A 26,127-nucleotide genomic window follows, 5' to 3' on the forward strand; every position below is an offset into this window, starting at 1 on the left:
CAGATGAGGGTGTGTTTCCGCTCTTCGGTCCAGCCACAGCTGATCGACGAATACCGACGGCGGCACGCGGCCGTGTGGCCCGAGATGCTCCGCGCGCTCCAGGACGCGGGATGGCACAACTACTCGCTGTTCCTGGGCGCGGACGGGCTCCTCATCGGCTACCTGGAATGCGACGATTTCGACGCCGTCCGGGCGCGGATGGCCTTGACTGAGGTCAACACTCGCTGGCAGGCCGAGATGGCCACGTTGTTCGACAATCCGGACCAGGCGCCCGACGAAAGCTTCCAGGTCCTCGAGGAAGTCTTCAATCTTGACCACCAGCTCGCGGCGGCGGAGTACACCAGCAGCTGACGCACTGGCCCCGTCGGCGGGCCGCCGATACAAAGTCCACAGCACAACAGACCACATCACTAAAGACCGGGAAGAACCAACATGAATGACGTAGCAACGGCGCTGGGCAGGCTCGGGGAGCTTGCCATTGAGGTCCCTTCGTGGGCTTATGGCAATTCAGGCACGCGCTTTAAGGTGTTTGGCACGCCGGGCACCCCGCGGACCGTGCAGGAGAAGATCGCGGACGCCGCCAAGGTCCATGAGCTGACCGGCTCAGCCCCCACGGTGGCCCTGCATATCCCCTGGGACAAGGTGGATGACTACGCCGCCCTGAAGGAGTACGCGGCCGGCCTCGGCGTGGGCCTGGGCACGATCAACTCGAACACGTTCCAGGACGACGAGTACAAGTTCGGTTCCCTGACGTCCTCGAACGGGTCGGTGCGGCGCCGGGCCATCGCCCATCACCTGGAGTGCATCGAAATTATGCACGCCACGGGCTCGCAGGATTTGAAGGTCTGGCTCGCGGACGGCACCAACTACCCGGGCCAGGACGATCTTCGCGGCCGCCAGGACCGGTTGGCCGAGTCGCTGCAGGAGATCTACGCGGGCCTGGGCGAGCACCAGCGGCTGGTGCTGGAGTACAAGTTCTTCGAGCCGGCTTTTTACCACACCGATGTTCCGGACTGGGGTACCTCCTACGCGCAGACCCTGGCGCTGGGGGAGAAGGCGATGGTCTGCCTGGACACCGGTCACCACGCGCCGGGCACCAACATCGAGTTCATCGTGATGCAGTTGCTGCGCCTGGGCAAGCTCGGTTCCTTTGACTTCAACTCCCGCTTCTACGCCGACGATGACCTGATCGTGGGGGCAGCGGACCCGTTCCAGCTTTTCCGGATCATGTACGAGGTTATCCGGGGCGGCGGCTTCGGCAAGGATTCCGGCGTGGCCCTCATGCTGGATCAGTGCCACAATCTGGAGGAGAAGATCCCGGGGCAGATCCGTTCGGTCCTGAATGTCCAGGAAATGACGGCCCGCGCACTGCTCGTGGACACCGCCGCCCTGGGCGAGGCCCAGCGCACCGGCGACGTCCTGGCCGCCAACGGCGTGTTCAACGACGCCTTCTACACCGACGTCCGGCCCATCCTGGCCGACTGGCGTGAATCCCGCGGCCTGCCCGCGGACCCGATGGCCGCGTTCAAGGCCAGCGGTTACCAGAAACAGATCAACGCGGACCGCGTCGGCGGCCAGCAAGCCGGATGGGGCGCATAAGCCATGACTGCACAGAACACAGAGACGCTGAACACGGGCAACACGACTGTTGAAGAGCTGATTGCGCGTTCCAACCGCCTCGGCGCGGACAAGCGGAACACCAACTTTGCCGGCGGCAACACCTCGGCCAAGGGCGCCGAGAAGGACCCGGTCACGGGCGAGGACGTCCAGCTGCTCTGGGTCAAGGGCTCCGGCGGGGACCTGGGCACGCTGACGGCCGGGAACCTCGCCGTGCTGCGCCTGGACCGCCTGCAGGCACTCAAGGCCGTTTACCCCGGCGTCGAGCGTGAAGACGAAATGGTGGCCGCGTTTGATTACTGCCTGCACGGCAAGGGCGGCGCCGCGCCGTCGATCGACACCGCCATGCATGGGCTGGTGGACGCCGCGCACGTGGACCACCTGCACCCGGACTCCGGGATCGCGATTGCCACGGCAGTGGACGGCGAGGCGCTGACCTCCAAGATCTTCGGCGACAAGGTTCTCTGGGTTCCGTGGCGCCGTCCCGGTTTCCAGCTGGGCCTGGACATCGCGGCGATCAAGGACGCCAACCCGCAGGCCATCGGCACCATCCTCGGCGGGCACGGCATCACCGCCTGGGGCGCCACCAGCGAAGAAGCCGAGCAGAACTCGCTGTGGATCATTGAACAGGCCGAGAAGTTCATCGAGGAGAACGGCAAAGCCGAACCCTTCGGTCCCCGGCTGGCCGGTTACGGTCCGCTGCCTGAGGCTGAACGGCGCGCCAAAGCCGCCGCGCTCGCTCCGGTGATCCGCGGCCTGGCCTCCACGGACAAACCGCAGCTGGGGCACTTCAGTGATGACGCCGTCGTGCTTGACTTCCTGGCAGCCGCCGAGCACCCGCGCCTGGGCGCCCTGGGCACGTCCTGCCCGGACCATTTCCTGCGTACCAAGGTCAAGCCGCTGATCCTGGACCTGCCCGCGGACGCCTCCATCGAGGACTCCATCGCCCGGCTGAAAGAACTCCACACCGCCTACCGCGAGGACTACCAGGCCTACTACGACCGCCACGCGGTACCGGATTCCCCGGCGCTGCGCGGCGCGGACCCGGCCATTGTCCTGGTCCCGGGCGTGGGCATGTTCTCCTACGGGGCGAACAAGCAGACCGCCCGCGTTGCCGGCGAGTTCTACCTCAACGCGATCAACGTGATGCGCGGCGCCGAGGCGATCTCCACCTACGCCCCGATCGAGGAGTCCGAGAAGTTCCGGATCGAATACTGGTCCCTGGAGGAAGCCAAGCTGGCCCGGCTGCCGAAGCCGAAGTCGCACGCGTCCCGCATCGCGCTGGTGACTGGTGCGGCGTCGGGTATCGGCAAGGCGATCGCAACCCGTTTGGCGTCCGACGGCGCGTGCGTGGTGATTGCCGACCTGAACCTGGAAAACGCCCAGGCCGTCGCCGCGGAGCTGGGCGGCGCGGACGTCGCCATCGGTGTCCAGGCCGATGTGACCGACGAAGCGCAGATCGCCGCGGCGATCCAGGAAGCGGTGCTGGCGTTCGGTGGCCTGGACCTGGTGGTCAACAACGCCGGGCTGTCCATCTCCAAGCCGCTGCTGGAAACCACGGAGAAGGACTGGGACCTGCAGCACAACGTGATGGCCAAGGGCTCCTTCCTGGTGTCGAAGGCCGCGGCGAAGGTCATGATTGCCCAGGACATGGGCGGGGACATCATCTACATTTCCTCCAAGAACTCCGTGTTCGCCGGCCCCAACAACATCGCCTACTCCGCCACCAAGGCTGACCAGGCCCATCAGGTCCGGCTTCTCGCGGCAGAACTGGGCGAATACGGCATCCGCGTCAACGGCATCAACCCCGACGGCGTGGTCCGCGGCTCCGGCATCTTCGCCGGCGGCTGGGGCGCCAAACGCGCCGCGGTCTACGGCGTGGACGAGCAGGAACTGGGCAAGTACTACGCCCAGCGGACCCTGCTCAAGCGCGAAGTCCTGCCCGAGCACGTGGCCAACGCCGCCGCCGTCCTCACCAGCGCCGAACTGTCACACACCACCGGACTCCACATCCCTGTGGACGCCGGTGTGGCCGCAGCCTTCCTCCGATGAGCACCACCGAAAACGGTGTCGACGGCGGAAGTACTTCTGCCAGCAACGTGTTCGCCGCCGTCGACATCGGCGCCTCCTCCGGCCGGGTCATCCTCGGCCGGATCAAGGACGGCTCGTCCGCTACCGCGGACGGGAGCGTGGAGCTGGAGACGGTGCACCGTTTTCCCAACGGTGTGGTGGAGCTCCCCGGCGGCCTCCGCTGGGATTTCGACGCCCTGTTCGCCGAGGTCCTGGCGGGCCTGACCGCCGCCGGCACCGCGGCGAAGCTGCAGGACGAAACGATCACGAGCATCGGGATCGACACCTGGGCGGTGGACTACGGCCTGGTCAACGCCGCCGGGGAGCTGATGGCGCAGCCGTTCAGCTATCGCGATGACCGCAGCCGCGCCGCCGTCGCGCCCGTGCACCGGAAACTGGACCCTGCCCGGCTCTACGCCACCACCGGGCTGCAGTTCCTGCAGTTCAACACCCTCTACCAGCTGGCCACCGAGCGGGACCTGGACGGTCTGCAGGCGCTGCTGATCCCGGACCTGATCGCCTTCCTGCTGACGGGACAGCGGCGCACGGAATCCACCAACGCCTCCACCACCGGTCTCTTTGATGCTGTCGCGGGGGAGTGGGCCACAGAGTTCCTCACCGCCCTCGGCTTGCCGAAGAAGCTGTTCCCGCCGCTGATCGAGCCCGGCGAAACCGTGGGCACGCTGCTGCCGGAGATCGCCACAAGAGTCGGCCTGCCAACCGGCACGAAGGTGGTGGCCGTCGGCTCGCACGACACCGCCTCCGCCGTCGCCGCCGTCCCGGCCCAGGACGAGGACTTCGCGTACATCTCCTCCGGCACCTGGTCACTGGTGGGGCTGGAACTGAATCAGCCGGTCCTGACCGAGGCCAGCAGGGCAGCAAACTTCACCAACGAACGCGGCGTGGACGGCACTATCCGCTACCTGCGCAACATGGGCGGGTTGTGGCTGCTCAGCGAATGCCAGCGGACCTGGGGCGCGGAGGGCTTCACCCCGGAACTCGCTGATCTGCTGGCCGCCGCATCGGCACTGCCCCCGGGCGGCCCGCAGATCAATCCGGACGATTCAGCGTTCATCGCCCCGGACAACATGCCCCACCGCATCCGTGCCACGGTCCGCCACACCGGGGACCTCCTGCCTGATGACCCGGTGGCCATCACGCGGTGCATCATGGACAGCCTCGCCACGGGCTACGCGCGGGCTATCGCGGACGCCGAACGCCTCGCGGACCGCACCGTGGACGTCGTCCACATAGTCGGCGGCGGCTCCCAGAACCGGCTCCTCTGCCAACTCACCGCCGACACCACCGGCAAGAAGGTGGTGGCAGGACCCGTAGAAGCGACCGCCGTCGGGAATGTCCTGGTCCAAGCCCGGGCCGCCGGGCACATCACCGGAGGGCTCACGGAACTGCGCCGCCTGGTGGTGTCATCGCACGAGCTGCAGACGTTCACGCCACAGCTCTCCCGCCTGTAACCACCCGCCACCCCAGCGCGAAAAGGACATTTGAGCCCCGGAGTCGGGGCCTCAAATGTCCGCTCGCGCCCGGAGGCAGGCCCCAAGTGTCCCTTCGCGTCAGCAGCGGTGCCCCGGGCGGATTATATGACGTAGGATCTCCGATAGCACCCACGAGACAGGACCGGACAGCAGTATGCCCCTCTTCGACCTTCCCCTTGACCAGCTCCGCGGCTACACCTCGAGGGTCACGCCGCCCGCCGACCTGCAGGACTTCTGGGACGCCACCCTCGACGAGGCCCGGACGTTCCCGCTCAACGCAACGTTCGAGCCCGTTGAGAACCACTTGTCGGTCATCGACACCTTCGACGTCACGTTCGCAGGCTATGGCGGCTCACCGATCAAGGGCTGGCTGCACCTCCCGGCGAACCGTAGGCCCGGGACCCGGCTGCCCGTCGTTGTGCAGTACATCGGCTACTCGGGCGGCCGCGGCCTGGTCAACCAGGACACCAAGTGGGCGCAGGCCGGCTATGCCCACTTCATCATGGACACCCGCGGCCAGGGCTATGGCGGGATCCTCGGCGAGACGGCCGATCCCCACCCGTCAGCAGGCGAAGTGGCCCACGCGGGGCTCATGACCAGGGGCGCCGGCAGCCGCGAGGACTACTACTACCGCCGCGTGTACGTGGACGCGTTCCGTGCGGTGGAAGCGGCGCAGTCCCACCCTGAGGTGGATCCGTCGCGCGTGGTCCTGGCGGGCATCAGCCAGGGCGGCGGCATTGTGGTGGCGGTTGCGGGGCTGGTGGCCGGAAGGCTCGACGGCGTCATCGCCGCGCTGCCCGACGTCCCCTTCCTGCAGGACTTCCCCAGGTCCATCGATATCGCGGCCCGCGGCCCCTATCCGGAAATCGCGGCTTTCCTGGGCAGGCACCGGGACCGGTATGAGCCGATGCTCGCGGTCCTGAACTATTTTGACGGCGTCAACCTGGCCCGGGCGGCCACCACGCCTGCCCTCTACTCGGTGGCACAGATGGACGATGTCTGCCCGCCGTCCACGGTGTTCGCCAGCTTCAATGCCTACGGCGGCGGCGCCGCGACACAAAAGGAGATCGAGGTCTACCGGTTCAACAACCACGAGGGCGGCCAGGAGCACCACTGGATCAGGCAGCTGCAGTACCTCCGCGAGCTCCTGGGCTGACATCGCGCAACGTTACGGCCGCGATTTTGCGGCTGTCACAGCCCGCGGTTATGGTTTGCCTATGACAAACCGTTGGTATGCGTATTTTTCGTTGGCTCTGGAGGAGCCCGCGTCTAACTGACACGCATCCATCTTCCTTCAGAGCCAACAGGGCAGAGATCATTCTCTGCCCTTCGCCATTTCTCCGGCGGGTTCTGATCTGGGCCCGCTTCCTATCTGGAACAGGACCCGAACATGAGCACCGCGACAGCCACTCCCTCGAAATCCACGTCCAATCTGCGCGTCAGCGAATTCACGCCGCTGCCCTCGCCCCAGGAGCTCATCGCCGAGCTGCCCCTGGACGCCCGGGTGACGGACGTCGTCGAACGTGGCCGCGACGAAGTCCGGGCCATCATGGACGGCGTGGACGACAGGCTGCTGGTCATCGTGGGCCCCTGCTCCATCCACGACCCCAAGGCTGGGCTGGAATACGCCCGCCGGCTGGTCAGCCAGGCCGAGAAGCACCGTGACGACCTCCTGATCGTGATGCGCACGTACTTCGAAAAGCCCCGCACGACGGTGGGCTGGAAGGGCCTGATCAACGATCCTCGCCTGGACGGCAGCCATGACATGGTCACCGGGCTCCGGACCGCCAGGGAATTCCTGCAGCAGGTCACCGCGCTGGGTCTGCCCACGGCCACCGAATTCCTGGAACCCATCAGTCCCCAGTACATGGCGGACCTCATCTCGTGGGGAGCCATCGGGGCGCGCACCACCGAGAGCCAGATCCACCGCCAGCTTGCCTCCGGTCTCTCCATGCCCATCGGCTTCAAGAACGGGACCGACGGCGACCTCCAGGTAGCGCTCGACGCGTGCGGCGCCGCCGCTGCCGCCCAGGCATTCCTGGGGATCGACGGCGACGGCCGGGCCGCGCTGGTGGCCACCGCCGGGAACCCGGACACCCACGTCATCCTCCGCGGTGGACGGAAGGGGCCCAACTACTCAGCGGCCGACGTCGAAAGCGCCTCCGCCAAGCTCGCCGGCAAGGGGCTCAACCCCCGGCTGATCGTGGACGCCAGCCACGCCAACAGCGGCAAGAGCCACCACCGGCAGGCGGAAGTGGCGCTGGAAATCGGCGCACAGCTGGAGGACGGCGGCGAGGCGGCTCAGGCCATCGCGGGTGTCATGCTGGAGAGCTTCCTGGTGGGCGGTGCCCAGAACCTGGATGTCACCGAGCATGCGGCGGGCCGGGCGGAACTGGTCTACGGGCAGAGTGTCACGGACGCGTGCATGGATTGGGACGTCTCCGTTTCGGTCCTCGATCAGCTCGCGGCGTCCGCCCGGAAGCGCCGGACCGCTTAATGATTGCCCGGATGACTTTCACTACAGCCCCATGAACCTCTAGAGTATCTAACACATGGTTGGTGGATGGCTCAGCATCGGCACACCGCAATGAAACACAGCTGGGGTTATTGTCGTCATCCATCAGCAAAGGAATAGGGAAATGTCCGCAGAACAGAACTTCTCGAACGCGAAGTTCCTGACCGTCGCCGAAGTGGCCGAGGTCATGCGCGTCTCCAAAATGACCGTCTATCGGCTGGTCCACTCAGGCGAAATGCCCGCGGTGCGTTTCGGCCGGTCGTACCGGGTGCCGGAGAGCGCCGTCGAGCAGTACCTCAAGGGTGCTGTGGTGGACGGGCACTCCGAAACCGCCTGAGCATTACCTGCGGTCAGTGGGCATCGCCAAGAAGCGGTACCCTGTTAAGGAACGTTTTACGTCATTGTAAGAATCTGTCAGTTGTTTCAGTCTGTAGCTCTGTCCACGGACCATTTCCATCAGACAGGTACTGCATCTAGTTTGTGAGGAACTTTCGTGGGTTCAGTTATTAAGAAGCGTCGCAAGCGTATGGCCAAGAAGAAGCACCGCAAGTTGCTTCGTAAGACCCGTCACCAGCGCCGCAATAAGAAGTAGAGATACTTCGACAAGCGTGAAATGCCCGTTGCCTCTCCGGCAGCGGGCATTTTTTGTCTGTGTGGTCGCCACCTGCTGTGTCTCGCCGTCGCTTAGAGCCTGTTCCTAAACTCCGTAGGGGCAGGCTCTTAGCCTAGGCCGACCCCTCACCGGGTGCTGCGCCTAGCGGCCTGGCGGGCATTTCGGCAGCTTGCGGGGATCGGGGCGGGGCTGTGGGTTTTATGGACTACCAGGTGAGGCGTGCTGACGACATGGGCTGGCGATTGGGTTCCGTGCGGTCCACAGCAGCAGGGGCAAGCAGCGGCGCGTCCTGGCTGATGGATGACAGCTGCACGTAGCTGAGCCGGGTGAACTGGCTGTCGTCGTAGCCCAGGACAGAGACGTCCGTAGGGACCGCAGTTCGCACGGCTGTTCCGCCGTCGACAAGGACGATTCTGCGGTGGCCCAGAGCCGTGAGGTGGTCCACGGCCATCCGATGCCGGCGTGGTCGTCGCTGCTGACGGAGTCCACGAGCTCATCGACTTCCTCGCGGAGAAGGCTTACCTCCGGCGCCTGGCGGGCATATCGCGCCAGGTCCTGGCTTCATCGGCCGACAGACCGAGGACTGAATTGCTTTCGGGGTCACCGCCCAGGTGCGGATGCGATCGGTTCACGTTCATAGGCAGAGTCGCTGGCTGGAAACGAAGCTTTGACCGCAAAGATCATCCTGCATGACGTCGGCGTCTCAGTTCCTTGGTCAAAGGGAGTAGCCGCCCCTATGGTCACCCAGGAAAGTGGGGGCTGCGGATCCCGCAAGCCCCACCCTTAGAACTACTGCCTGGTGCGCGCCCTAACGGCATCGCCTTCATGCGGAACCCGGGCGCCGCCGTCGTTCTTCAGCACCCTGGCTGGCTGGTCCCAGGCGTCACCAGCGGTGTGCTACATCGATCACCAGCCGAGACCCGTTGCCCGGGCCGGCCAGCGTGAATACCCGGAACGGCAGCCGTGCGCGGACCCCTAGCCCGATCTCCGTCACCGCCTCGAAGGTGCCTGCGAAGGCCACCTGGCGGAAGGTCTGGAAGCCGGCAACGTTCACCGCTTCGTCCCGGTTCGCCGGGGTGTAGGTCGGGTTGTAGTTCTGGTCATGGGCCGGTGCCATGACTGTCACATCGATGAACGCGCCGCCCCGCAGCGGAAGGGTGAAGCCGGACCCGTCCTGTGTCACGGCCCTGACATAGCGCACGGTGTATCTGGGGACCTCGCCGTTGACGTCCACCACCAGGCGGTCGAAGCAGGCGTGGCGCCCGGAGCGGATATTGGTGATCGGATCCTGGCTTGGACCCAACGCCAGCGTGGTGGTCGACTTGGCCAGCGAACCCCAGGTGATTCCGCAGAAGGGGGCCGCCGAGGCGGTGCCGGGCACAACGAGTCCCAGTCCTGCGGTCAGCGCCAGGACCGCCAGTAGGGCGGGTACCTTCGCCATGATGCGCCGGCGCTTTGGTCGCGCTGCATTCGGCAGCGTCTGGGACATGGTCCCGCGGGCGGGGATCCCGTTTCCGGGTCCGGAATGCTTGGGCAGCCGTCCCCACGGTGCCCGGAAGTTGATGCTCATTTTTACATCCTGATTGCTCAAGGGATTGCGAGTGAAGACGTCCACTGGACGTGATGGCCTCATTGCCATGTAGTGGGATGGCACCCCCGCTCCCGTTCGCGGTGCGGTGTGATGCGTTCAGTTTGTGCTCCCAGACGACGGCAAACCAGCAAGATTCGGCGACGATAATGAAACGGTTCTGCATCTATTCACGAGTTTTTCAACCCCTGATTATGGACGATGAACCACGGATCGTGTGCCGTGGAGATCTACGCGGCCGGTGCCTCTGCCTCCGTTTCCATCCGGGTCAAACAAACGAGGGCGTCTACGGCTGCTCCTGATGGGCGGACCGTCAGCAGATGCGGATTTCCGCCCCCGCTAAGAGCCTTTCCCCAAACCTGTGGCGCCCGGAGACGAACGGTAGTGCGGCGTGGCGGCTTTTAATGAGGCGGAACTCCTGTTAGTCCGGTGATTGTCTACATCGCCGGTTCACGGGAGTTCCTTCGTGTTAGTGGGCCGTACCCAGGATGAAAGCGCTATTGAGGCTGCGGCCCGGTGTTGCCGCTTCGCTCCCTTCCACTCGTGCCCGGCACCGCGTGCACGCCGGTATCCGACCGACACCACGAACGCGCAGTGGAGGGTGATCGATCCGCTGCTGCCGGACCCGGCCTTCATCAACGGCGCCGGCGGACGACCCGAGGCCCACTGCCGCCGGGCCATTGTCGACGCGATCGGCCCACCACGAAGCCATGGTCCGCTGGACAATGATCAGAATCACCAGCAAACGCTTGGGCAAACAGGTTTAGGAACAGGCTCTTAGACACAGCCGAAAGGCGCTCCTACGGTCGCTGGGCGACCTTCGTCCCGCGTTCGGCCGCGATGCGCTCCTACGCGAGACGCAGCAGCTGGCGGGTCGGGTTCCTAAATGCGGGGGCCGCGGATGCGGGCGAAGCCTTTCCAAAGTCCGTAAATTACGCCGCCGGCCGTTGCTGCCTTGAGGCCCAGGGTTGCGGCGCGGCGGCCGGAACGGAAGTCGTAGACCGGCCAGTTGTTGTCCCGCGCGTGGCGGCGGAGCCTGGCATCGGGGTTGATGGCTACCGGGTGCCCCACCAGGGTCAGCAGCGGGATGTCATTGTATGAGTCGCTGTAGGCCCAGCACCGCTTGAGGTCCAGGCCTTCGGCGTGGGCCAGGGCCTGCACTGCCACTGCCTTGGCGGAACCGTGCAGGATGTCGCCCACCAGCCGGCCGGTGTACATGCCGTCGGCAACCTCGCCCACGGTGCCCAAGGCTCCGGTCAGGCCGAGCCTGGTGGAAATGACCGCGGCAACCTCGATGGGGGTTGCGGTAACCAGCCAGACCCGCCGGCCCACGCGCAGGTGCTGCTGCGCCAGTGCCTTGGCGCCGGGCCAGATCCTGGACGCGATCATTTCGTCGTAGACCTCTTCGCCCAGGGCCTTGACGTCCTCCACGGTGATGCCCTCGGCGAGGGTGAGGGCGGAGTCGCGGACAGCGTGGACATCGTCCATGTTCTCGCCGCGCGCCACAAATTTGAACTGCTTCCACGCGAACCCCGCAGCCTGCGTCAGGGTGAAGGCGCCGCGTTGGTGCATCTTGCGGGCAACATGGAAGAGGCTGGCGCCCTTCATGAGGGTGTTATCGACGTCGAAGAAGGCGGCTTCGCCGGTCTGCATCAACGCATCCGGCTGGGTCACCACAGCGACGTACTTCTCCTCGGGCATGTCCACGAGTCTAGTCAATACTCGGTGACCAAGATTTCAGTGCCAGCGTGAGTGCCAGTGCCCGCCCGGATACCCGCGTCGCCGTACGCCCCGCCGTCGGCCAGTGTTCTCTGCCCTGAAGGGCGATACGGTTAATGCATGGCAAAACCCGAGGTAGTCCTCATCACCAAAGCAGACTGTCACCTGTGTGCAGGGGCGCGCGACGCCGTCGGACGCGTTACTGCATCGCTGGGACTCGGGTGGACGGAACAGCAGGTGGACGAGCTGCCGGAACTGCGTGAGCGGTACGCGGAGGAAATCCCCGTAGTCCTGGTGGATGGAATCCAACGCGATTTCTGGAAGATCGACGAAGCCCGGCTGGAGCGCGTCCTCAAACGCGCCATGGCCCAATCGGCAAGCGGCCTCGCAGAATGACACCGGCTTTGTTGGCACCAGCGGCGGGGCTCTAGAGTGGAGTCACGACGCGATGGGATGGAGGGGATAGTGACTTCGCTGGATTCAACTCCCCAGGCTGTCCAAGGTGCAGAAACTGGCCACAGTACACAGCCTGTCCACGGTACAGAGGCCGCCAAGCAAATACCGCCCGCAGCAGTGGCCCGGTTGACCATCTACCTGCGCGCCCTTAACACCCTGCTGTCCGACGGCGTCGAACGGGTATCTTCGGAATCGCTGGCGGAAGCTTCAGGCGTGAGCTCGTCAACCCTGCGCAAGGACCTTTCCTATGTGGGTTCCTACGGCACGCGCGGAGTGGGCTACGAAGTGCAGTACCTGAGCCGTCACATCTCCGCGGCCCTGGGGCTGACCCACGACTGGAAGGTCGCCATTGTTGGCGCGGGTAACCTCGGCAAGGCCCTGGCCCGTTACGGCGGCTTCGAGTCCCGCGGGTTTGACGTCGTGGCAATTTTCGACGCCGACCAGATGGTGGTGGGCAATGAGGTGGGCTGGCTGCGCGTCAGTGACGCTGCGGACATGGAGGCCGTGTTGCAGCGGACGGGCGCCAACATGGTGGTCCTGGCACTTCCGGCCCACGTGGCGCAGGCCGTGTGCGACCGCGTGGTGGCGGCGGGTGTCCACAGCATCCTGAGCTTCGCCCCCGTTATGCTGCAGGTCCCCGAGGGCGTCAACCTCCGCAAGGTGGATATGGCCACCGAACTGCAGATCCTCGCCTATCACGCACAACGGGCGCAGACCCCGGACCAGACCGCCTAGTTCGTCGGCGGCTGATGGGGCCCACGCCCGTTAGGGTGTGGATGCGGCTCGTTGGTACTACTGCCCGTAGGGGTTGCCAGGCGTGGTGCCCGGGGCGCCGTACGGGTTAGCGAACGGCTGCTGCTTGCGGAAGTAAGGTGCCGCGGTCGGCAGGTAGAGCAGCACGATCGCTGCGATCCCGGCCAGCGTCCCCACGGTTCCGAGGCTCGGTGGTCCGAAGAGGCCGAAAATGGACAGTGCCGCGAAAACGGTGCCGAGAATTCGGGCCCAGTTCTTGCCCTTACGGACGAAGAACGCCACCAGCGCGTACAGCCCGGCGCCGATGATGGCGAAGACCACGAGCGACCCGGCGAGGATGCCCTTGAAATCGTCGAACGCAAACTCCGTGCCGGTGGCGCCACCGCTGCGCATGGCGTCTTCGAAGGCGCGGCGCATCGCCGGGTCATCGAGCATGCCAATGCCCATCAGCAGGCTGATGACATACACAACCCCCGCGCCAATCAGCAGCCAGAACGAGATGTTGACCAGCTGGGGAACCCCGTTGGATCCCGTGGCCTGCGGCTGTTCGGACGGGTACTGCGCGTAAGGGGACTGCCCGTACGGCTGCTGGCCATAGGGCGGAGGCGTGGGCTGGCCGAACTGCGGCGGGTTGTTCTGGCCATACTGTGGGGCGTTTTGCCCGTACTGGGGTGCCGGGGGAGTCTGCTGGCCATACTGCGGGGCGTTTTGCCCGTACTGTGGCGCCGGCGGTGTGGGCTGCCCGAACTGCGGGCTGTTCTCGCCGTATCGGGGCGCTGGCGGCTGGTTGCCCGGCTCGGGCTCGTTTGGGACGGGAGGCGGGACAGGCGTGCTCATGAGCGGTCCTTTGCAGGTCGGATGTCAGTTCGGCTGTTGGGTGCAGTCCAACTGGCCTGCCCCCAGTACGGCTTACTTCCCACCGTACCCCCGGCGGGTGCCGCGGGGGATCATTCCGGAGAGGTATTCCCACAGAACTCAGCGGGGGTCGCGCAAGTCTGTGTTTCTACTGGATCCGGTCTACGCGCGGCCCTTGACGGAGTTGAACCAGGCCTGCGAGTTGGGCAGCCACATGAGTACCGTTGCTGCGGCGCTGATGAGGAAGCCCAGCCAGTTGTTGCCGATGCCTTGGCCCATGCCGCCACCGCCCACGCTGCCGCCGAGCACGGCGAGAACAAGCGAAACGCCGGCCACGATGGTGAGCGCAAGGCGGGCCCATTCCTTGCCCTCCTTCATCTTCAGGACCAGGACAATCTGGGCCGCCGCGAGGGCCAGTGCCACCAGGACCAGAAGGAGGATCACCGCAGCCAATCCGGGCGCCACTGTGAACAATGCAAGAGTGACAAGCACTCCGAAGAGGCCGCCCAACACACCCAGCATGCCGCCGATGAGCCAGATCCAGTAGGAGACCTTGAGCTCGGTGGGCAGCCCGGTCACGCTGAACATGCCGGAGAACCCGGCCTTGGGCATAACGTCGTTGAAGTTGCGGGGGCCGTCGGTTGGCATCTCAAAGCGGAAGCCGCCCGGCTGGCCCGGCTGGTTGTATGGCTGCCCGGGTTGGCCATACGCCTGGCTCGGCTGCGGGTAGGCGGGTGGCGGCTGGTAGCCGGCCGGAGGAACGTTGCTGACAGGCGGCTGAGAGACGGGCGGCTGGGCGCCGGGCTGCTCGGCACCGGGCTGTTGGGGCTGCTGTGGCTGCGGTACTTCACTGTTGCTCATGGGTCTCACTGTAGACCGCGTGTCCGCCTGTATCTAGGGGATTAAACAAAGCACCCCGGCCGCCAGATTCCGGGGAAGTGGCGGCCGGGGTGCTTCGGGAAGAAAAGCTAGGCTGCGGGTGCGATGAACGCGAGCTCCAGGTTGACGGCAACCTTGTCGCTGACCAGCACGCCGCCGGCTTCCAGCACGGCGTTCCAGGTCAGGCCGAAGTCCTTGCGGCTGATGGTGGTTTCAGCGGAGACGCCGGCGCGGGTCATGCCGAACGGGTCCACGGCCACGCCGTTGAACTCGGTCTCAAGGGCAACGGGGCGGGTGACGCCCTTGATGGTGAGGTCCCCGGTCAGCTCGTAGCTGTTGCCCTTGGCCACGAGGCCGTTGGAGACGAAGGAGATTTCCGGAAAGGCCTCGACGTCGAAGAAGTCTTCGCCGCGGACGTGGCCGTCGCGGTTGACATCGCCGGAGTCGAAGCTGGCGGTCTGGATGGTGGCGCTGATCTTGGAATCGGCCACGTTGTCGGCGAGGTCCAGGGTTGCCACGGCATCCTTGAACTGGCCGCGGACCTTGCTGATGCCGGCGTGCCGGACGGTGAAGGCGATCTCGCTGTGCGCGTTGTCGAGGGTCCAGGTGCCGGTGGTGACGTCTGCGGGAAGAGTCATGGTGTTTCTCCTTGGGTTTGTCGGGTGGTGCTTCCGGATAGCTTGACGCTTCATCTGTTGAATCCTCAACTATCCGCTGCATCCAGTATAAACATGCGTTTGCATGTTTTGTTCCCGGTTCCGGAACATTTTTCCAAAAATTTCAGTTCTACTGGATGTAGAAGATTTCGGATCGCACGCCATCTTTGAGAAACTGGTAAACATGCCCCAATCCACTGTCCATCTGCTCCGCCACGGCGAGGTCCACAATCCTGACCGCGTTTTGTACGGCAGGCTGCCCGAATTCCACCTCTCCGAGCTGGGCCGGGAAATGGCGCAGATGCTCGCCGACCACTTCGCCGAGCGTGCCGCGCGCGGGGCAAGGATCGTCTACCTCGCGGCGTCGCCGCTGGTCAGGGCGCAGGAAACAGCGGCCCCCACGGCAGAGGCGCTTGGTCTGGAACTCCACACGGACAGCCGCATCATTGAAGCGGAAAACTACTTCCAGGGGATGCAGGTCACCAAGGCCGAACTCCGGAAGCCCAAGCACTGGCCCCACCTGGTCAACCCGTTCCGGCCGTCCTGGGGCGAACCGTACAAGGCCCAGGCCGCGCGCGTCATGTCAGCTGTTGAGGACGCCCGGCTCCGGGCCATCGAACTGGCCGCCGGCGACTACGGAACCGATGGCCCGGAAGCCATTATGGTCAGCCACCAGCTCCCCATCTGGGCCACCCGCCTCAGCGCCGAAGGCAGGCCGCTGTGGCATGACCCGCGCAAACGCGAGTGCACGCTGACGTCCATCACCTCCCTGGTGTTCGACGACGACGGCTCGCTCCTGCGCGTTGAGTACAGTGAGCCCGCTGCCGTACTTCTTCCCGGTGCCGCCAGCACCCCCGGAGCCTGACATGACTGACCCTCGCGCAACATCCCGCGCAATTTCAGGCACAGCGTCCCGCCGTGCCGTACTCGCGGCCGGCGGCGCCGCCCTGACCGCCCTGACCCTGGGCCTGTCCGCCTGTGCGCAGGAAGACGCCCTCGCCAAGCAGGCCAAAGCCGGCGACAACAAGAACTACGTGGCCGGGGACGGCTCGGTGACCGAGTTCACCGCGGCGGACCGCAAGGCCGCCGTCGCCATTAACGGCACGCTGTTCAACGGCGCCCAGATAGCCCCAGCGGACTTCCAGGGCAAGGTGACCGTCCTGAACTTCTGGTTCGCCGCCTGCGCACCCTGCCGCGTTGAAGCACCCATCCTGGAAGAACTGCACCAGGATTTCAAGGGCCAGGGCGTGCAGTTCTTTGGCGTCAACCTCCGCGATGAAAAAGGCACCGCAGAGGCCTTCGACAAGACGTTCAACCTGACCTACCCCAGCTTCGACGACAAGAACGGCGGCGTGCTCCTGGCCGTCTCCGGGCTGGTCCCGCCGGGGGCAGTCCCCACGACGCTGGTCCTGGACAAGCAGGGCCGCGTGGCCTCGCGCGTGCTGGGCGAAATCCAGAAGGGCACCCTCAAAGCCCTCATCACCGCCGCCGTGGCAGAGTAGCGGCGGCCCCGGACCGTGAACAGCCCCTTCGCCGAAACCATCCTGAACGGCTCGCTCCTGCTTGCCATCCCGGTGGCGCTGCTCGCCGGCCTGGTGTCCTTCCTGTCGCCGTGCGTGCTGCCCCTGGTGCCCGGCTACCTGGGCTACGTCACCGGCCTGAGCGGCGTGGACCTGGAGAAGCAGAAGCGCGGCCGGATGCTGGCGGGCATCGGGCTTTTTGTGCTGGGGTTCTCGGTGATTTTCGTGCTTCTGGGCGGCGCGTTCGGCCAGCTCGGCACCCTGATCACCGGCTCGCAGAATGCCTGGATCACCCAGCTGCTGGGGCTCCTGGTCATCCTCATGGGCGTGGTGTTTATGGGCGGCTTCGGCTGGCTGCAGCGTGATGCGAAGATCCATGCCAAGCCCCCGGCCGGCCTGTGGGGCGCGCCGTTGCTGGGCCTCACGTTCGGCCTGGGCTGGGCCCCGTGCATCGGGCCCACCTACTCCGCCGTCCAGCTCCTGAGCCTGTCCGGCGGTTCCTCCGCAGCCAAGGGTGCCCTCCTGGCATTTGTTTACAGCCTGGGCCTGGGCATCCCGTTCCTGCTGATCGCCCTGGCGGTGCGACGCGGCATGGGCGTGATGTCCTTCTTCCGCACGCACCGCCTGGCCATCCAGCGGATCGGCGGCGGGATCCTGGTGGTGCTGGGCCTGCTGATGGCCAGCGGTGTCTGGGGCACCTGGGTCACCGAGTTGCAGTACTGGTTCCAAACCGATGTGAAGTTGCCGATCTGATGAGCGAGCGCGTGAAAGCAAACAAAAAGTCCCCGGCACCCGTTGCCGCCGCCAAAACCGAGGCGGCGCTGCCAGTCCTGGGGCCGGTGGAAATGCTGCGTTGGGCCTGGACCCAGCTGACCAGCATGCGCACGGCGCTGTTCCTGCTGCTGCTCCTGGCCGTCGCCGCGGTGCCCGGTTCGCTGTTCCCGCAGCGCCCGGCCAACCCGTCCATCGTGACGCAGTACATCAAGGACAACCCGGACTACGGGAAGCTGCTGGATACCCTGCAGCTCTACGACGTCTACTCGTCGGCCTGGTTCTCGGCCATCTACATCCTGCTGTTCATCTCGCTGATCGGCTGTGTGGTCCCGCGCGCCATCGCCCACTACAGGGCCATGCGCTCCCAGCCGCCGCGGACCCCCAAACGTCTCTCCCGCCTCCCCGAGTACGGCACCCTGGTGGTTCCCGCCGACGCCGGCCTCCCGGCGTCGGACGCCATCCGCAGCGCCGCCGGGGTGCTGAAGAAGCGCGGCTACCGCGTTGACGTGAGGGACGACGACGGCGCGCGGCCGTCTTTGGGTGCCGAGCGCGGCTTTGCCAAGGAGGTAGGGAACCTGGTGTTCCACACGTCGCTGATCGGCGTGCTGGTTTCGGTGGCCGTGGGCGGCCTGTTCGGCTACAGCGGCCAGCGCATCCTGGTGGAGGGCGACACCTTCGTGAACACCCTGGTGGGCTACGACCAGTTCACCCCCGGCACCAACTTCCAGTCCAGCCAGCTGCAGCCGTATTCCATCCAGCTGGACAAATTCGACGTCTTGTTTGACCGCGAATCACCAGGAAAAATCGGCCAGCCCATCGACTTCAACGCCGAAGTCACCACGCGGGAAACCCCGGACTCGCCCGCCAAGCAGGAAGTACTGAAGGTCAACGACCCCGTGACCCTGGGCGGCACCAGCATCTACCTCACCGGCAACGGCTACGCGCCCGTGGTGACCATCCGTGACGGCGCCGGCAACGTGGCCATGCAGGGTCCCGTGGTGGCCAAGCTCCAGGGCGACAACTACTACTCGTCCCTGGTGATCAAGGTCCCCGACGCACGGCCCGAACAGCTGGGCTTCGTGGGGTTCTTCCTGCCCACGGCGTTTATCACCGAGGAGGGGGTGTCCTTCAGCGGCGATCCGGACCTCTTCAACCCGCAGCTGACCCTGAACTCGTACTTCGGGGACCTAGGCCTGGACGCCGGCTCGCCGCAGAACGTCTTTGAACTCGACGTCAGGGACCTCACGCCGCTGAACGCCCGCAACCTGGACGCCGGCGGCATTACCCTGGCTCCGGGCAGCACGTACACCCTGCCGGACGGCAAGGGCAGCATCAGCTTTGACAGCGTGAAGCGGTACGTGGGCGTGGACATCCACCACAACCCGGGCCAGCTCTACGCCCTCATTTTCGCGCTGCTGGCCGTGGGCGGCCTGATCGTCTCGCTCTACGTGAACCGGCGCCGCGTCTGGGTGCGGACCGGGACCCACGAGGACGGCCGCACCATGGTGGAATATGGCCTGCTTGCCCGCGGTGAGGACCACCGGCTCGCCGCGGAAGCGGTTGCCGTCAGGAAGCTGCTGTCCGAAGAGTGGCAGCTTGCGGATTCCGATTCCGGCGAATCTGCTGACGGTTCCGACTCCAGCGTCACCCAGCAAACTCCCAGCCGCCAGGGCGATAATGGCGCAGACTCTGTCACCACCCCAGCGGGCCCCACCGGGCCGAAAAAGGACCAGTAATGCCGTTCGCCATCAACGAAACCATGGGCCAGTACAGCGAGCTGTTTATGCTGCTCGCCGCCGGCACGTACACCGTGGCCTTCATCGCCTTCGCCTGGGACCTCGCGAAGAGCAGCAGGGCACTGCGGGCCATTGACCTGAAGGCGGCCGAGGCTGCCGGGACCAAGGTGCCCGCGATGGCCGGCGCCGGTGCGTCCGCCGGTTCTGCCGCGGCAGCCGACAGCGTTGTAACGGACAGGGTGGACTCGCACCTGGCCGGACCCGTGGGCCGGGCCGAGCGGCCGTCGTCGTCCGTGGCCAAGCGGGGCGGCGACGCTTCCGGGGCAGGGCAGACGGCCGACGCCGATATGCGCTATGCGGCGGAACGCCGCGTTCCGGCGCGGGTCGCCGTTGCCCTCACCGTTCTCGGCGTGCTGATCCATGCCGCCGGCGTCATCACGCGTGCCGTGGGTGCAGGCCGGGTGCCGTGGGGCAACATGTACGAGTTCCTGACCACCGGTGCCTTTGTGGCCGTGGCGGTTTTCCTGCTGGTGCTGATCCGCCGCGACCTGCGGTTCCTGGGCACGTTTGTGGTGGGCCTGGCCATCATCATGCTGGTGGCCGCCTCGGTTGCTTACTGGACCCCCGTGGGCCACCTGGTCCCTGCGCTGCAGAGCTACTGGCTGATCATCCACGTCTCCATCGCGGTGCTCTCCTCCGCACTCTTCACCCTCACGTTCGCCATGTCCGCCCTGCAACTGGTGCAGTCCCACCGGCAAAAGACGGTGGCAGCCGGTGGTGCTGACAAGCTTGGTTTTATGCGCCTGGTTCCCTCGGCACTGAGCCTGGAAAACCTGTCCTACCGCATCAACGCCATCGCCTTCATCGGCTGGACCTTCACCCTCATGTTCGGTGCCATCTGGGCTGAAAAAGCCTGGGGCCGGTTCTGGGGCTGGGACACCAAGGAAGTCTGGACCTTCGTGATCTGGGTGGTCTACGCGGGCTACCTGCACGCCCGCGCCACGCGCGGCTGGACCGGCACCCGCGCCGCGTGGCTGTCGATCGTCGGCTACCTCTGCGTGGTCTTCAATTTCACCATCGTCAACCAGTTCTTTAACGGTCTGCACTCCTATTCGGGCCTCTGAACTGGGGTTTCTCCGGCTGTCCTTGGCAACGGTCGACTGATACGCCAATCGATGTATGAATAAGGGTGTTGCCCCGCAGACGGTGATGCTACCTTGGTGGGAGTTGTCAGTGATGAAGCTCGCAGACAGCTAGCTGCGTTGTTTGCCGAGGTGCCCATGAACTATGTTCTCGCCGTTGACGTCGGGACCAGTTTCACCGCCGCCGCCATAGTTCGAATTAATCACGACGCTTCACGTGTTCCGGAGAGCCTGCCGCTGGGGCTCCGCGGAACGGCTGTGCCTTCGGTGGTTTACTACCCCGAGGAAGGCCCCATCCTGGTGGGGGAGGCGGCCGAGCGCCGCGGCCTTGACTCCCCGGAGCGGGTGGTGCGGGAGTTCAAAAGGCGGGTCGGAGACGACGTCCCCATTGCCGTCGGCACGCTTTCCCTCCCTGCTGAGGACGTCTTCGCCACTATGGCGCGATGGGTCGCAGACCGGGCTGAAGAACGCGAGGGAGCGCCGCCGTCGGACATTATCCTTTCCCACCCTGCCTCCTGGGGTGCGCACCGAACGCAGCTCATCCTCGCTGCCCTGGCCTCAAAAGACCTGACCAAGGTCACGCTGATCAGCGAACCAGAAGCGGCGGCGCTGCACTACGCCGCCCAGGTGCGGGTGGAGGATGGCAGTACCATCGCCGTCTACGACCTCGGTGGCGGGACCTTTGACACCGCCGTCCTGAAGAAAACGGACGCCGGCCACTTTGAACTGCTGGGCCGGCCCGAAGGGATCGAGGGGCTGGGCGGCGCCGACTTCGACGCAGCCGTCCTGCGGTACGTTGCCGATCACGCCGGGCAGGGCCTGGCCAATCTTGACCCGTCGGCGCCCGGCGCCCTGGCGGCCCTGTCGCGCCTGCGGCGGGAGTGTGTTGAAGCCAAGGAGGCGCTGTCCGCGGACAGCGAGGCGAGCATTTCGGTGCTGCTGCCGGGAATCCAGCAGCAGGTGCGGCTGGTCCGGTCCGACTTCGAGGCGATGATCAGCGAGCCCATCCGGGAAACAGTGGACGCCCTGGAGCGTTCCCTGCAGGACCTGGGGCTCACCCCGGACGACCTGTCCGCGGTGCTTCTCATCGGCGGCTCATCGCGCATTCCCCTGGTGGCACAGCTGATTTCGGAGCAGCTGGACCGGCCGATCGCCGTGGACGCGGATCCGAAGTCATCCATCTGCCTCGGCGCGGCGGTTGCCGCCCTTCGCGCTCAGCCGGACGGGGCCGCGCAGCCCGCTGCCATGACCGCACAGCTGGCTGACGCCGTCGTACTCGCGCAGGCTGACGGGCATCATGGAGCTGCCGGCCGACGAGCCAGCTGGTCCCGGCATGCCGACGCCGGTGCTGCAGCACTCGCCGCCGGTGCCCATGCCGCCGGCGCCCATGCTGCCGGGCGCAAGGGCGGCGCGCACGGGCCCCGTTCGACCGTGCGGCTGACTGCGGTAGCAGCGGTAGCGGCGCTCCTTACCGGGCTGACGGCGACTGCAGCCCAGAGCCCGGACGGACTCGGCAGCCTCTCGGCAATGTTCGCCGCGCCGGCAGATGCGGCGAAGGACACCCCAAGCGCTGCTCCTCCTGACGGAACCGGCGGACCTGGCTCCGGTGGCCCCGCGGCAGGAGCAGGCGCGGCAGGAGCAGGAGCAGTCGCGGCGCAGCTACCCGTGCAGGGGATTGAAGCCAGCGCCCAGCTGCAGGACAGCAGCGCGCCGGCCAGTTCCACGGGACTGGACATTGCCGCCTCGTCCACCAGCCGGCCACCTACCGAAGCAGGCCAACCAGCCGCCGGTGGGGCCGCTGCCGGGCCGGGCACTCCTGGTGAGCCTGCAGAGGGTTCCGGAGGCTCCAGCCCGGGTCCGGTGACTAACCCTACGACGGATCCGCCGCCGAGCCCGGTCCTATTGCCCGTCGATCCTGTACCTGATCCGACCACTGACCCGGTTCCGGATCCGACCACCGACCCTGCGCCCGATCCGACCACCGACCCTGCGCCGGATCCGACCACCAATCCGACCACTGACCCGGTTCCGGATCCGACCACCGACCCTGCGCCGGATCCGACCACTGACCCGGCTCCCGATCCGACCACCGGCCCGGCTCCCGATCCGACCACCGGCCCGGCTCCCGAGCCGTCGTCGGCACCTGCGCCGGAGCCCGATCCGACGACGGACCCTGCGCCGGTGCCCGACCCGTTCGCGGAACCGTCCCCCACCACGGATCCTGTCCCAACCACCGAACCGGCGGTCTGAGGCATGGCCGCCGATCATACGCAGCCCGAACGGGAACTGCGCGAGGCAGGGACGTCGGCTCCCGCCGGAGCCGCTGACATGGCACAGCAGTTGCGGGGCGAGAATGCGGCAGTCCGTGAACTCCTGCTGGCGCTGTCCGTGGGGTTCACCTTGCCCGGTCCGCTGCCCGGTGAGCTGGCGCACAAGCTGGAAAGCCCTGACAGTCCGGGCCTGGACGGCGTGGTAAACCGCGCCGAGGCCTCGGGCCTGCTGCTTGCCGATGGGACCGTCGTCGGCCCCGTGCAACACGCGCTCCTGAACGGCACGCCCACAGCCCGTGTGCATGCATTGCAGCGGGAACTCGTCGGTTTTGTTTCGGCCGAGGGCCGGCCCTTCGGCGACCTTGCCCGCGAGCTGGCGAGGGGCGGACTGGCGGACCCGAGGGTCGCCGCCGAACTCGAAGCCGCAGCGGACAAAGCGCTGCAGCACAACCCCGGTCTGGCCGCCCAGCTGTACAGCGAAGCGCTGCTGGCAGGGGCGAACGAACTGCGCATCGCTGCCCGCCGCGCCCAGGCCGCAGCCGCCACGGGCGACCTCGACGCCGCCGGCCGGATTATTGACGGGCTCCTGGTGAGCTCTGATCCGCCGGATGTCAGACTTGGCGTGGATGTTGCTGCTTCCGTCTGGGCACAGCGAGGGCTGCTGGTCCGCAGTGCCGACCTCTATGCCTGGCTTGGTCCGGCGAACATGGGCCGGTCCGCCCCGCTTGCCGCGGTGGCAATGATCGGCAGCGGCGACCGGGCGGGCGCGGAAGAGGCCTTTCCCGCCGGGTCGGCACCGGTGTCGCCCACCTTACTGGCGGTAGCGCTTTCGCAAACGGGCAAGGGCGTGATGGAGTCGATGGAGCGGGATCCACACAAGGGCCTTCCCCTGCTGATCCATGCTTCGGACATGCTCAACGCGTCTGGTTCGGCGCTGCCCCTTCCGGACACCCCTGGAGCGTTGGCCGCGTTACTGGCCCTCCACAGCGGTGAATCCCACGTCGCGGACACCATCATCCGCTCCGCCGTCGCCGCGAGGCAGGGCGGTGACGCCGCCAAGCCACGGCTCCACCTCTTGCAGGCGTGGTCGGCCATGCAGCAGGACGATGCTGGCGAAGCACGGCTGGCCATCAACGAAGCCTCCAAAGCCAACCACTGGCCGCTGGTTCCCAGGGACGAGTTCCTGTGCGCGGCCCTGGAAGTGGGCCTTGCGCGGCGTAGCGGCGACGTCCATGACTTGGTGATGGCCTGGGAGCGCGCCCGCGAAGCGATGCTGCACTCCGCCGTCGACCTTTACAGCCTTCTGCCGTGGGGCGAACTGATGATTGCTGCCGCCCGGTTGCGGGAGACACGGCGCGTCGCGGATTATCTGGATGAAGCGTGGGCTCTGCTGACCAAGCTGGGGGAGCCACCCCTGTGGGCCGTTCCGCTTCACTGGGCGGCGGTCCAGGCTGCCCTGCTGAACAAGAGCCCGGCCGACCTTGCCCCGCACGCGGCAGCGCTGGTGCGGGCCGCGGACTACAGTCACATGGCCGCTGTGCTCGCCGCCGCAGGCAAGGCCTGGGTCAGCGTCCTGGCCGGCCGGTTCCAGGCGACGGATGTGGAGAACGCTGCCCGGGGACTGAAAATGGTGGGCATGCCGTGGGAAGGGGCCCGGCTGGCAGGACATGCGGCCGCGCAGGTAGACGAGCGCCGGGACATGATGCGGCTCCTTGCCTGCGCCAGGGACCTCCACCCGCAGGGCAGAACTACAGGGCCACCCGACGGGCTGTTACCGGAAGTACGCCGCAGCGCCGCCGAGAACAACCATGGCGCGCATCCTGACGCCTCGGGGCTCAGCGAACGCGAAAAGGAAGTGGCGCGGTTGGTCCTGGAAGGGAAGACCTACCGGGAAATCGGCGAAGCCATCTACATTTCCCCCCGGACCGCTGAACATCACATTGCCAGGATGCGGCGGAGGCTTGGGGCCGAAAACCGCTCCGATCTGCTGGTGCGCCTGAGGCTGGCGCTAAGTGCAGATCATCAGGGCCCGGACTGAGCCCTGCTGCCCCTAGCCACGAAACAGGCAAACCCCTAATGCGGGGCATCCGGGTACGGGGACACAACCCGATGCCCGGCCCCTACGAAGGACCTTAGGTTTGATTTAAGCCCGGCACCGAGGCCTGGCGATCCACAACTCCGAGAAGATTTGAGGACCATCCAATGCCTACACTCGCAAACCAGCTCGTTCAGTTCCTGATGGGCCTGTTCAACAACCCCGCCGCTGCACAGGAGTTCCTGAACGATCCGGAGCGTTCACTCGAGGGTGCCGGCCTGCGCGAAGTCTGCTCCGCCGATGTTGACGCCGCTATGCCGGTTGTCCTGGACTACGCACCCATCACTGTCAACGCTTCTTCCTTCGACCGGGAGTACAACACCGGCGGGAACACCTCGTGGACCGGAGGCAACGGCGGCGCCGGCCACACCCCGCCTCCTGCAGGCGGCGGCGCAGGACACACCCCGGGGCACGATCACCATGACGATCACGCCCACGCCGTCCAGCAGCTGCACCACGTGGTGAACAACTACTCCTACACCTCAACGGTGGATGACCGGGACACGATCACGGACCAGTCGGTCAACCAGAACATCTGGGCCGACGGCGACGTGAACCAGTGGTTCGACAACGAGGCTGTCATCGCATCCGGCGATCAGGCCTTGGCTGCCGGCGACGACAACAACGTCCGGGACTCCTACAACACCACCGACTCGTACAACACGGACAACACCACTGACAATTCCACGGACAACTCGATCACCGCCGGCGGCGACGTCAACATCGGCAACCGCGATCTGGATGTTGCCGATTCGTTCAACACCGACGTTGACCTTGATGTCGCTGATTCGTTCAACGACAACTCGGACAACTCCGATAACTCCGATAATTCTGACAACTCGGATAACTCCGTGGACAACTCGGTGAAGATTGAGGATTCCTTCCAGGACAACTCCGATAACTCCACCGAGGACAACACCGTCGAAGTCAACGACAACTCGGACAACTCCATCGAAGACAACTCCACCAACGACAACTCCATCGAAGACAACTCCACCACCGATGTTGCGATTGAGGATTCCTTCCAGGACAACTCGGATAACACCACCAACACCGAGGTTGCGGTTGAGGACTCCTTCAACGACAACTCGCAGGCGGAGACCACCGAAGTGGAGGTGGTTGATTCCTTCAACCCGGTGGAGGTTGTGGTTGAGGATTCTTTCCAGGACAACTCCACCGAGGACAACTCGACGAACACTGACGTGGCTGTGGACACCGACGTCGTGGTCGAAGATTCGGAGATCAGCCTATAAACATCAAGTTCCGGGTACCGGGAGCGCCCGGCAGGAGGCCATCGACCTCCTGCCGGGCTCTTCGCGGATTATCCCCCGCCCCACCCGCACCCCTGCTGTAAAGGACAGATCATGGCTGAATCG

The 26,127-nt window shown here is 65.9% G+C and carries 24 protein-coding genes; 18 read left to right on the forward strand and 6 right to left on the reverse strand.

The features are described 5' to 3' along the window. Window positions 1-3: 3 nt before the first annotated feature. The 8 genes from AU252_RS14775 to AU252_RS23285 all read left to right on the forward strand — a co-directional run bounded on the left by AU252_RS14775 (window position 4) and on the right by AU252_RS23285 (window position 8,287). Window positions 4-351 carry an L-rhamnose mutarotase gene (locus AU252_RS14775; RefSeq protein WP_058931371.1) on the forward strand — a complete coding sequence of 116 codons (348 nt, stop codon included), beginning with the start codon at window positions 4-6 and terminating at the stop codon, window positions 349-351. Between the two features lie 81 nt (window positions 352-432). Next, window positions 433-1,599 carry an L-rhamnose isomerase gene (gene rhaI, locus AU252_RS14780; RefSeq protein WP_058931372.1) on the forward strand — a complete coding sequence of 389 codons (1,167 nt, stop codon included), beginning with the start codon at window positions 433-435 and terminating at the stop codon, window positions 1,597-1,599. Window positions 1,600-1,602: 3 nt separating this feature from the next. Then, the gene (locus AU252_RS14785) at window positions 1,603-3,669 is read left to right on the forward strand and encodes a bifunctional rhamnulose-1-phosphate aldolase/short-chain dehydrogenase (protein WP_058931373.1); all 2,067 of its coding nucleotides are present in this window, start codon (window positions 1,603-1,605) and stop codon (window positions 3,667-3,669) included. Then, window positions 3,666-5,159 (forward strand): rhamnulokinase, encoded by a 1,494-nt coding sequence (locus AU252_RS14790; RefSeq protein WP_058931374.1) that lies wholly within the window; start codon window positions 3,666-3,668, stop codon window positions 5,157-5,159. The genes AU252_RS14785 and AU252_RS14790 overlap by 4 nt, the downstream gene beginning before the upstream one ends. Window positions 5,160-5,334: 175 nt before the next feature. Then, the gene (locus tag AU252_RS14795) at window positions 5,335-6,336 is read left to right on the forward strand and encodes an acetylxylan esterase (RefSeq protein WP_058931375.1); all 1,002 of its coding nucleotides are present in this window, start codon (window positions 5,335-5,337) and stop codon (window positions 6,334-6,336) included. Window positions 6,337-6,570: 234 nt separating this feature from the next. Next, window positions 6,571-7,677, forward strand: coding sequence for a 3-deoxy-7-phosphoheptulonate synthase (locus tag AU252_RS14800; RefSeq protein ID WP_058931376.1), 1,107 nt, complete (start codon window positions 6,571-6,573; stop codon window positions 7,675-7,677). A 142-nt stretch (window positions 7,678-7,819) separates the two neighbouring features. Continuing rightward, the gene (locus tag AU252_RS14805) at window positions 7,820-8,032 is read left to right on the forward strand and encodes a helix-turn-helix domain-containing protein (protein ID WP_058931377.1); all 213 of its coding nucleotides are present in this window, start codon (window positions 7,820-7,822) and stop codon (window positions 8,030-8,032) included. Window positions 8,033-8,188: 156 nt separating this feature from the next. After that, window positions 8,189-8,287 carry a 30S ribosomal protein bS22 gene (locus AU252_RS23285; RefSeq protein ID WP_003792170.1) on the forward strand — a complete coding sequence of 33 codons (99 nt, stop codon included), beginning with the start codon at window positions 8,189-8,191 and terminating at the stop codon, window positions 8,285-8,287. A 226-nt stretch (window positions 8,288-8,513) separates the two neighbouring features. Here AU252_RS23285 and AU252_RS24590 read toward each other — a convergent pair whose 3' ends face one another. From AU252_RS24590 to AU252_RS14820, 3 genes are all read right to left on the reverse strand, one after another. Further along, complete coding sequence (locus AU252_RS24590; protein WP_240484192.1) at window positions 8,514-8,753, reverse strand: substrate-binding domain-containing protein; 240 nt, start codon at window positions 8,751-8,753, stop codon at window positions 8,514-8,516. Between the two features lie 438 nt (window positions 8,754-9,191). After that, the gene (locus AU252_RS14815) at window positions 9,192-9,749 is read right to left on the reverse strand and encodes an AMIN-like domain-containing (lipo)protein (RefSeq protein ID WP_058932974.1); all 558 of its coding nucleotides are present in this window, start codon (window positions 9,747-9,749) and stop codon (window positions 9,192-9,194) included. Between the two features lie 1,029 nt (window positions 9,750-10,778). Further along, window positions 10,779-11,597, reverse strand: coding sequence for an HAD family hydrolase (locus AU252_RS14820; protein ID WP_058931379.1), 819 nt, complete (start codon window positions 11,595-11,597; stop codon window positions 10,779-10,781). Window positions 11,598-11,735: 138 nt separating this feature from the next. Here AU252_RS14820 and AU252_RS14825 point away from each other — a divergent pair, with 138 nt between their 5' ends. Further along, a complete protein-coding gene (locus AU252_RS14825; RefSeq protein ID WP_058931380.1) occupies window positions 11,736-12,011 on the forward strand; it encodes a glutaredoxin family protein in 276 nt (91 codons plus the stop codon). A 69-nt stretch (window positions 12,012-12,080) separates the two neighbouring features. Next, complete coding sequence (locus AU252_RS14830) at window positions 12,081-12,806, forward strand: redox-sensing transcriptional repressor Rex (RefSeq protein WP_058931381.1); 726 nt, start codon at window positions 12,081-12,083, stop codon at window positions 12,804-12,806. A 57-nt stretch (window positions 12,807-12,863) separates the two neighbouring features. Here the strand turns inward: AU252_RS14830 and AU252_RS14835 are convergent, their stop codons facing one another. From AU252_RS14835 to AU252_RS14845, 3 genes are all read right to left on the reverse strand, one after another. Beyond that, window positions 12,864-13,661 carry a hypothetical protein gene (locus AU252_RS14835; protein ID WP_058931382.1) on the reverse strand — a complete coding sequence of 266 codons (798 nt, stop codon included), beginning with the start codon at window positions 13,659-13,661 and terminating at the stop codon, window positions 12,864-12,866. Window positions 13,662-13,841: 180 nt separating this feature from the next. Next, complete coding sequence (locus tag AU252_RS24595; RefSeq protein ID WP_240484193.1) at window positions 13,842-14,540, reverse strand: hypothetical protein; 699 nt, start codon at window positions 14,538-14,540, stop codon at window positions 13,842-13,844. A gap of 107 nt (window positions 14,541-14,647) precedes the next feature. Next, on the reverse strand, window positions 14,648-15,196 hold the full coding sequence (locus AU252_RS14845) for a YceI family protein (protein ID WP_058931383.1): 549 nt from the start codon (window positions 15,194-15,196) through the stop codon (window positions 14,648-14,650). Between the two features lie 202 nt (window positions 15,197-15,398). Between AU252_RS14845 and AU252_RS14850 the strand changes: the two genes are divergently transcribed. The 8 genes from AU252_RS14850 (at window position 15,399) to AU252_RS14885 (ending at window position 26,004) form a co-directional block, all read left to right on the forward strand. Then, entirely contained in the window at window positions 15,399-16,079 is a 681-nt protein-coding gene (locus AU252_RS14850; protein WP_058932976.1) for a histidine phosphatase family protein, read from the forward strand. Between the two features lies 1 nt (window position 16,080). After that, window positions 16,081-16,716: a TlpA family protein disulfide reductase gene (locus tag AU252_RS14855; protein WP_058931384.1), complete on the forward strand. Its 636-nt coding sequence runs from the start codon at window positions 16,081-16,083 to the stop codon at window positions 16,714-16,716. A 15-nt stretch (window positions 16,717-16,731) separates the two neighbouring features. Then, on the forward strand, window positions 16,732-17,487 hold the full coding sequence (locus AU252_RS14860; RefSeq protein ID WP_058931385.1) for a cytochrome c biogenesis CcdA family protein: 756 nt from the start codon (window positions 16,732-16,734) through the stop codon (window positions 17,485-17,487). Continuing rightward, the gene (resB, locus tag AU252_RS14865) at window positions 17,487-19,244 is read left to right on the forward strand and encodes a cytochrome c biogenesis protein ResB (protein ID WP_058931386.1); all 1,758 of its coding nucleotides are present in this window, start codon (window positions 17,487-17,489) and stop codon (window positions 19,242-19,244) included. The genes AU252_RS14860 and resB overlap by 1 nt, the downstream gene beginning before the upstream one ends. Then, on the forward strand, window positions 19,244-20,368 hold the full coding sequence (ccsB, locus tag AU252_RS14870; RefSeq protein WP_058931387.1) for a c-type cytochrome biogenesis protein CcsB: 1,125 nt from the start codon (window positions 19,244-19,246) through the stop codon (window positions 20,366-20,368). Before resB ends, ccsB begins: the two co-directional genes overlap by 1 nt. Before the next feature lie 156 nt (window positions 20,369-20,524). Then, window positions 20,525-22,636 carry an Hsp70 family protein gene (locus AU252_RS14875; protein ID WP_058932977.1) on the forward strand — a complete coding sequence of 704 codons (2,112 nt, stop codon included), beginning with the start codon at window positions 20,525-20,527 and terminating at the stop codon, window positions 22,634-22,636. A 3-nt stretch (window positions 22,637-22,639) separates the two neighbouring features. Then, on the forward strand, window positions 22,640-24,694 hold the full coding sequence (locus AU252_RS14880) for a LuxR C-terminal-related transcriptional regulator (RefSeq protein WP_058931388.1): 2,055 nt from the start codon (window positions 22,640-22,642) through the stop codon (window positions 24,692-24,694). A gap of 164 nt (window positions 24,695-24,858) precedes the next feature. Next, on the forward strand, window positions 24,859-26,004 hold the full coding sequence (locus tag AU252_RS14885; protein ID WP_058931389.1) for an IniB N-terminal domain-containing protein: 1,146 nt from the start codon (window positions 24,859-24,861) through the stop codon (window positions 26,002-26,004). The last annotated feature ends 123 nt before the right edge of the window (window positions 26,005-26,127 follow it).

Origin of the sequence: Pseudarthrobacter sulfonivorans (genome assembly GCF_001484605.1) — a bacterium.
Lineage (GTDB): Bacteria > Actinomycetota > Actinomycetes > Actinomycetales > Micrococcaceae > Arthrobacter > Arthrobacter sulfonivorans_A.

Coding starts and splice junctions, on each gene's coding strand:
- AU252_RS14775 (WP_058931371.1), top strand. CDS start 4: ATGAGGGTGTGTTTCCGCTCTTCGGTCCAGCCACAGCTGATCGACGAA.
- rhaI (WP_058931372.1), top strand. CDS start 433: ATGAATGACGTAGCAACGGCGCTGGGCAGGCTCGGGGAGCTTGCCATT.
- AU252_RS14785 (WP_058931373.1), top strand. CDS start 1,603: ATGACTGCACAGAACACAGAGACGCTGAACACGGGCAACACGACTGTT.
- AU252_RS14790 (WP_058931374.1), top strand. CDS start 3,666: ATGAGCACCACCGAAAACGGTGTCGACGGCGGAAGTACTTCTGCCAGC.
- AU252_RS14795 (WP_058931375.1), top strand. CDS start 5,335: ATGCCCCTCTTCGACCTTCCCCTTGACCAGCTCCGCGGCTACACCTCG.
- AU252_RS14800 (WP_058931376.1), top strand. CDS start 6,571: ATGAGCACCGCGACAGCCACTCCCTCGAAATCCACGTCCAATCTGCGC.
- AU252_RS14805 (WP_058931377.1), top strand. CDS start 7,820: ATGTCCGCAGAACAGAACTTCTCGAACGCGAAGTTCCTGACCGTCGCC.
- AU252_RS14815 (WP_058932974.1), bottom strand. CDS start 9,749: ATGGCGAAGGTACCCGCCCTACTGGCGGTCCTGGCGCTGACCGCAGGA.
- AU252_RS14820 (WP_058931379.1), bottom strand. CDS start 11,597: ATGCCCGAGGAGAAGTACGTCGCTGTGGTGACCCAGCCGGATGCGTTG.
- AU252_RS14825 (WP_058931380.1), top strand. CDS start 11,736: ATGGCAAAACCCGAGGTAGTCCTCATCACCAAAGCAGACTGTCACCTG.
- AU252_RS14835 (WP_058931382.1), bottom strand. CDS start 13,661: ATGAGCACGCCTGTCCCGCCTCCCGTCCCAAACGAGCCCGAGCCGGGC.
- AU252_RS24595 (WP_240484193.1), bottom strand. CDS start 14,540: ATGAGCAACAGTGAAGTACCGCAGCCACAGCAGCCCCAACAGCCCGGT.
- AU252_RS14845 (WP_058931383.1), bottom strand. CDS start 15,196: ATGACTCTTCCCGCAGACGTCACCACCGGCACCTGGACCCTCGACAAC.
- AU252_RS14850 (WP_058932976.1), top strand. CDS start 15,399: ATGCCCCAATCCACTGTCCATCTGCTCCGCCACGGCGAGGTCCACAAT.
- AU252_RS14855 (WP_058931384.1), top strand. CDS start 16,081: ATGACTGACCCTCGCGCAACATCCCGCGCAATTTCAGGCACAGCGTCC.
- resB (WP_058931386.1), top strand. CDS start 17,487: ATGAGCGAGCGCGTGAAAGCAAACAAAAAGTCCCCGGCACCCGTTGCC.
- ccsB (WP_058931387.1), top strand. CDS start 19,244: ATGCCGTTCGCCATCAACGAAACCATGGGCCAGTACAGCGAGCTGTTT.
- AU252_RS14875 (WP_058932977.1), top strand. CDS start 20,525: ATGAACTATGTTCTCGCCGTTGACGTCGGGACCAGTTTCACCGCCGCC.
- AU252_RS14880 (WP_058931388.1), top strand. CDS start 22,640: ATGGCCGCCGATCATACGCAGCCCGAACGGGAACTGCGCGAGGCAGGG.
- AU252_RS14885 (WP_058931389.1), top strand. CDS start 24,859: ATGCCTACACTCGCAAACCAGCTCGTTCAGTTCCTGATGGGCCTGTTC.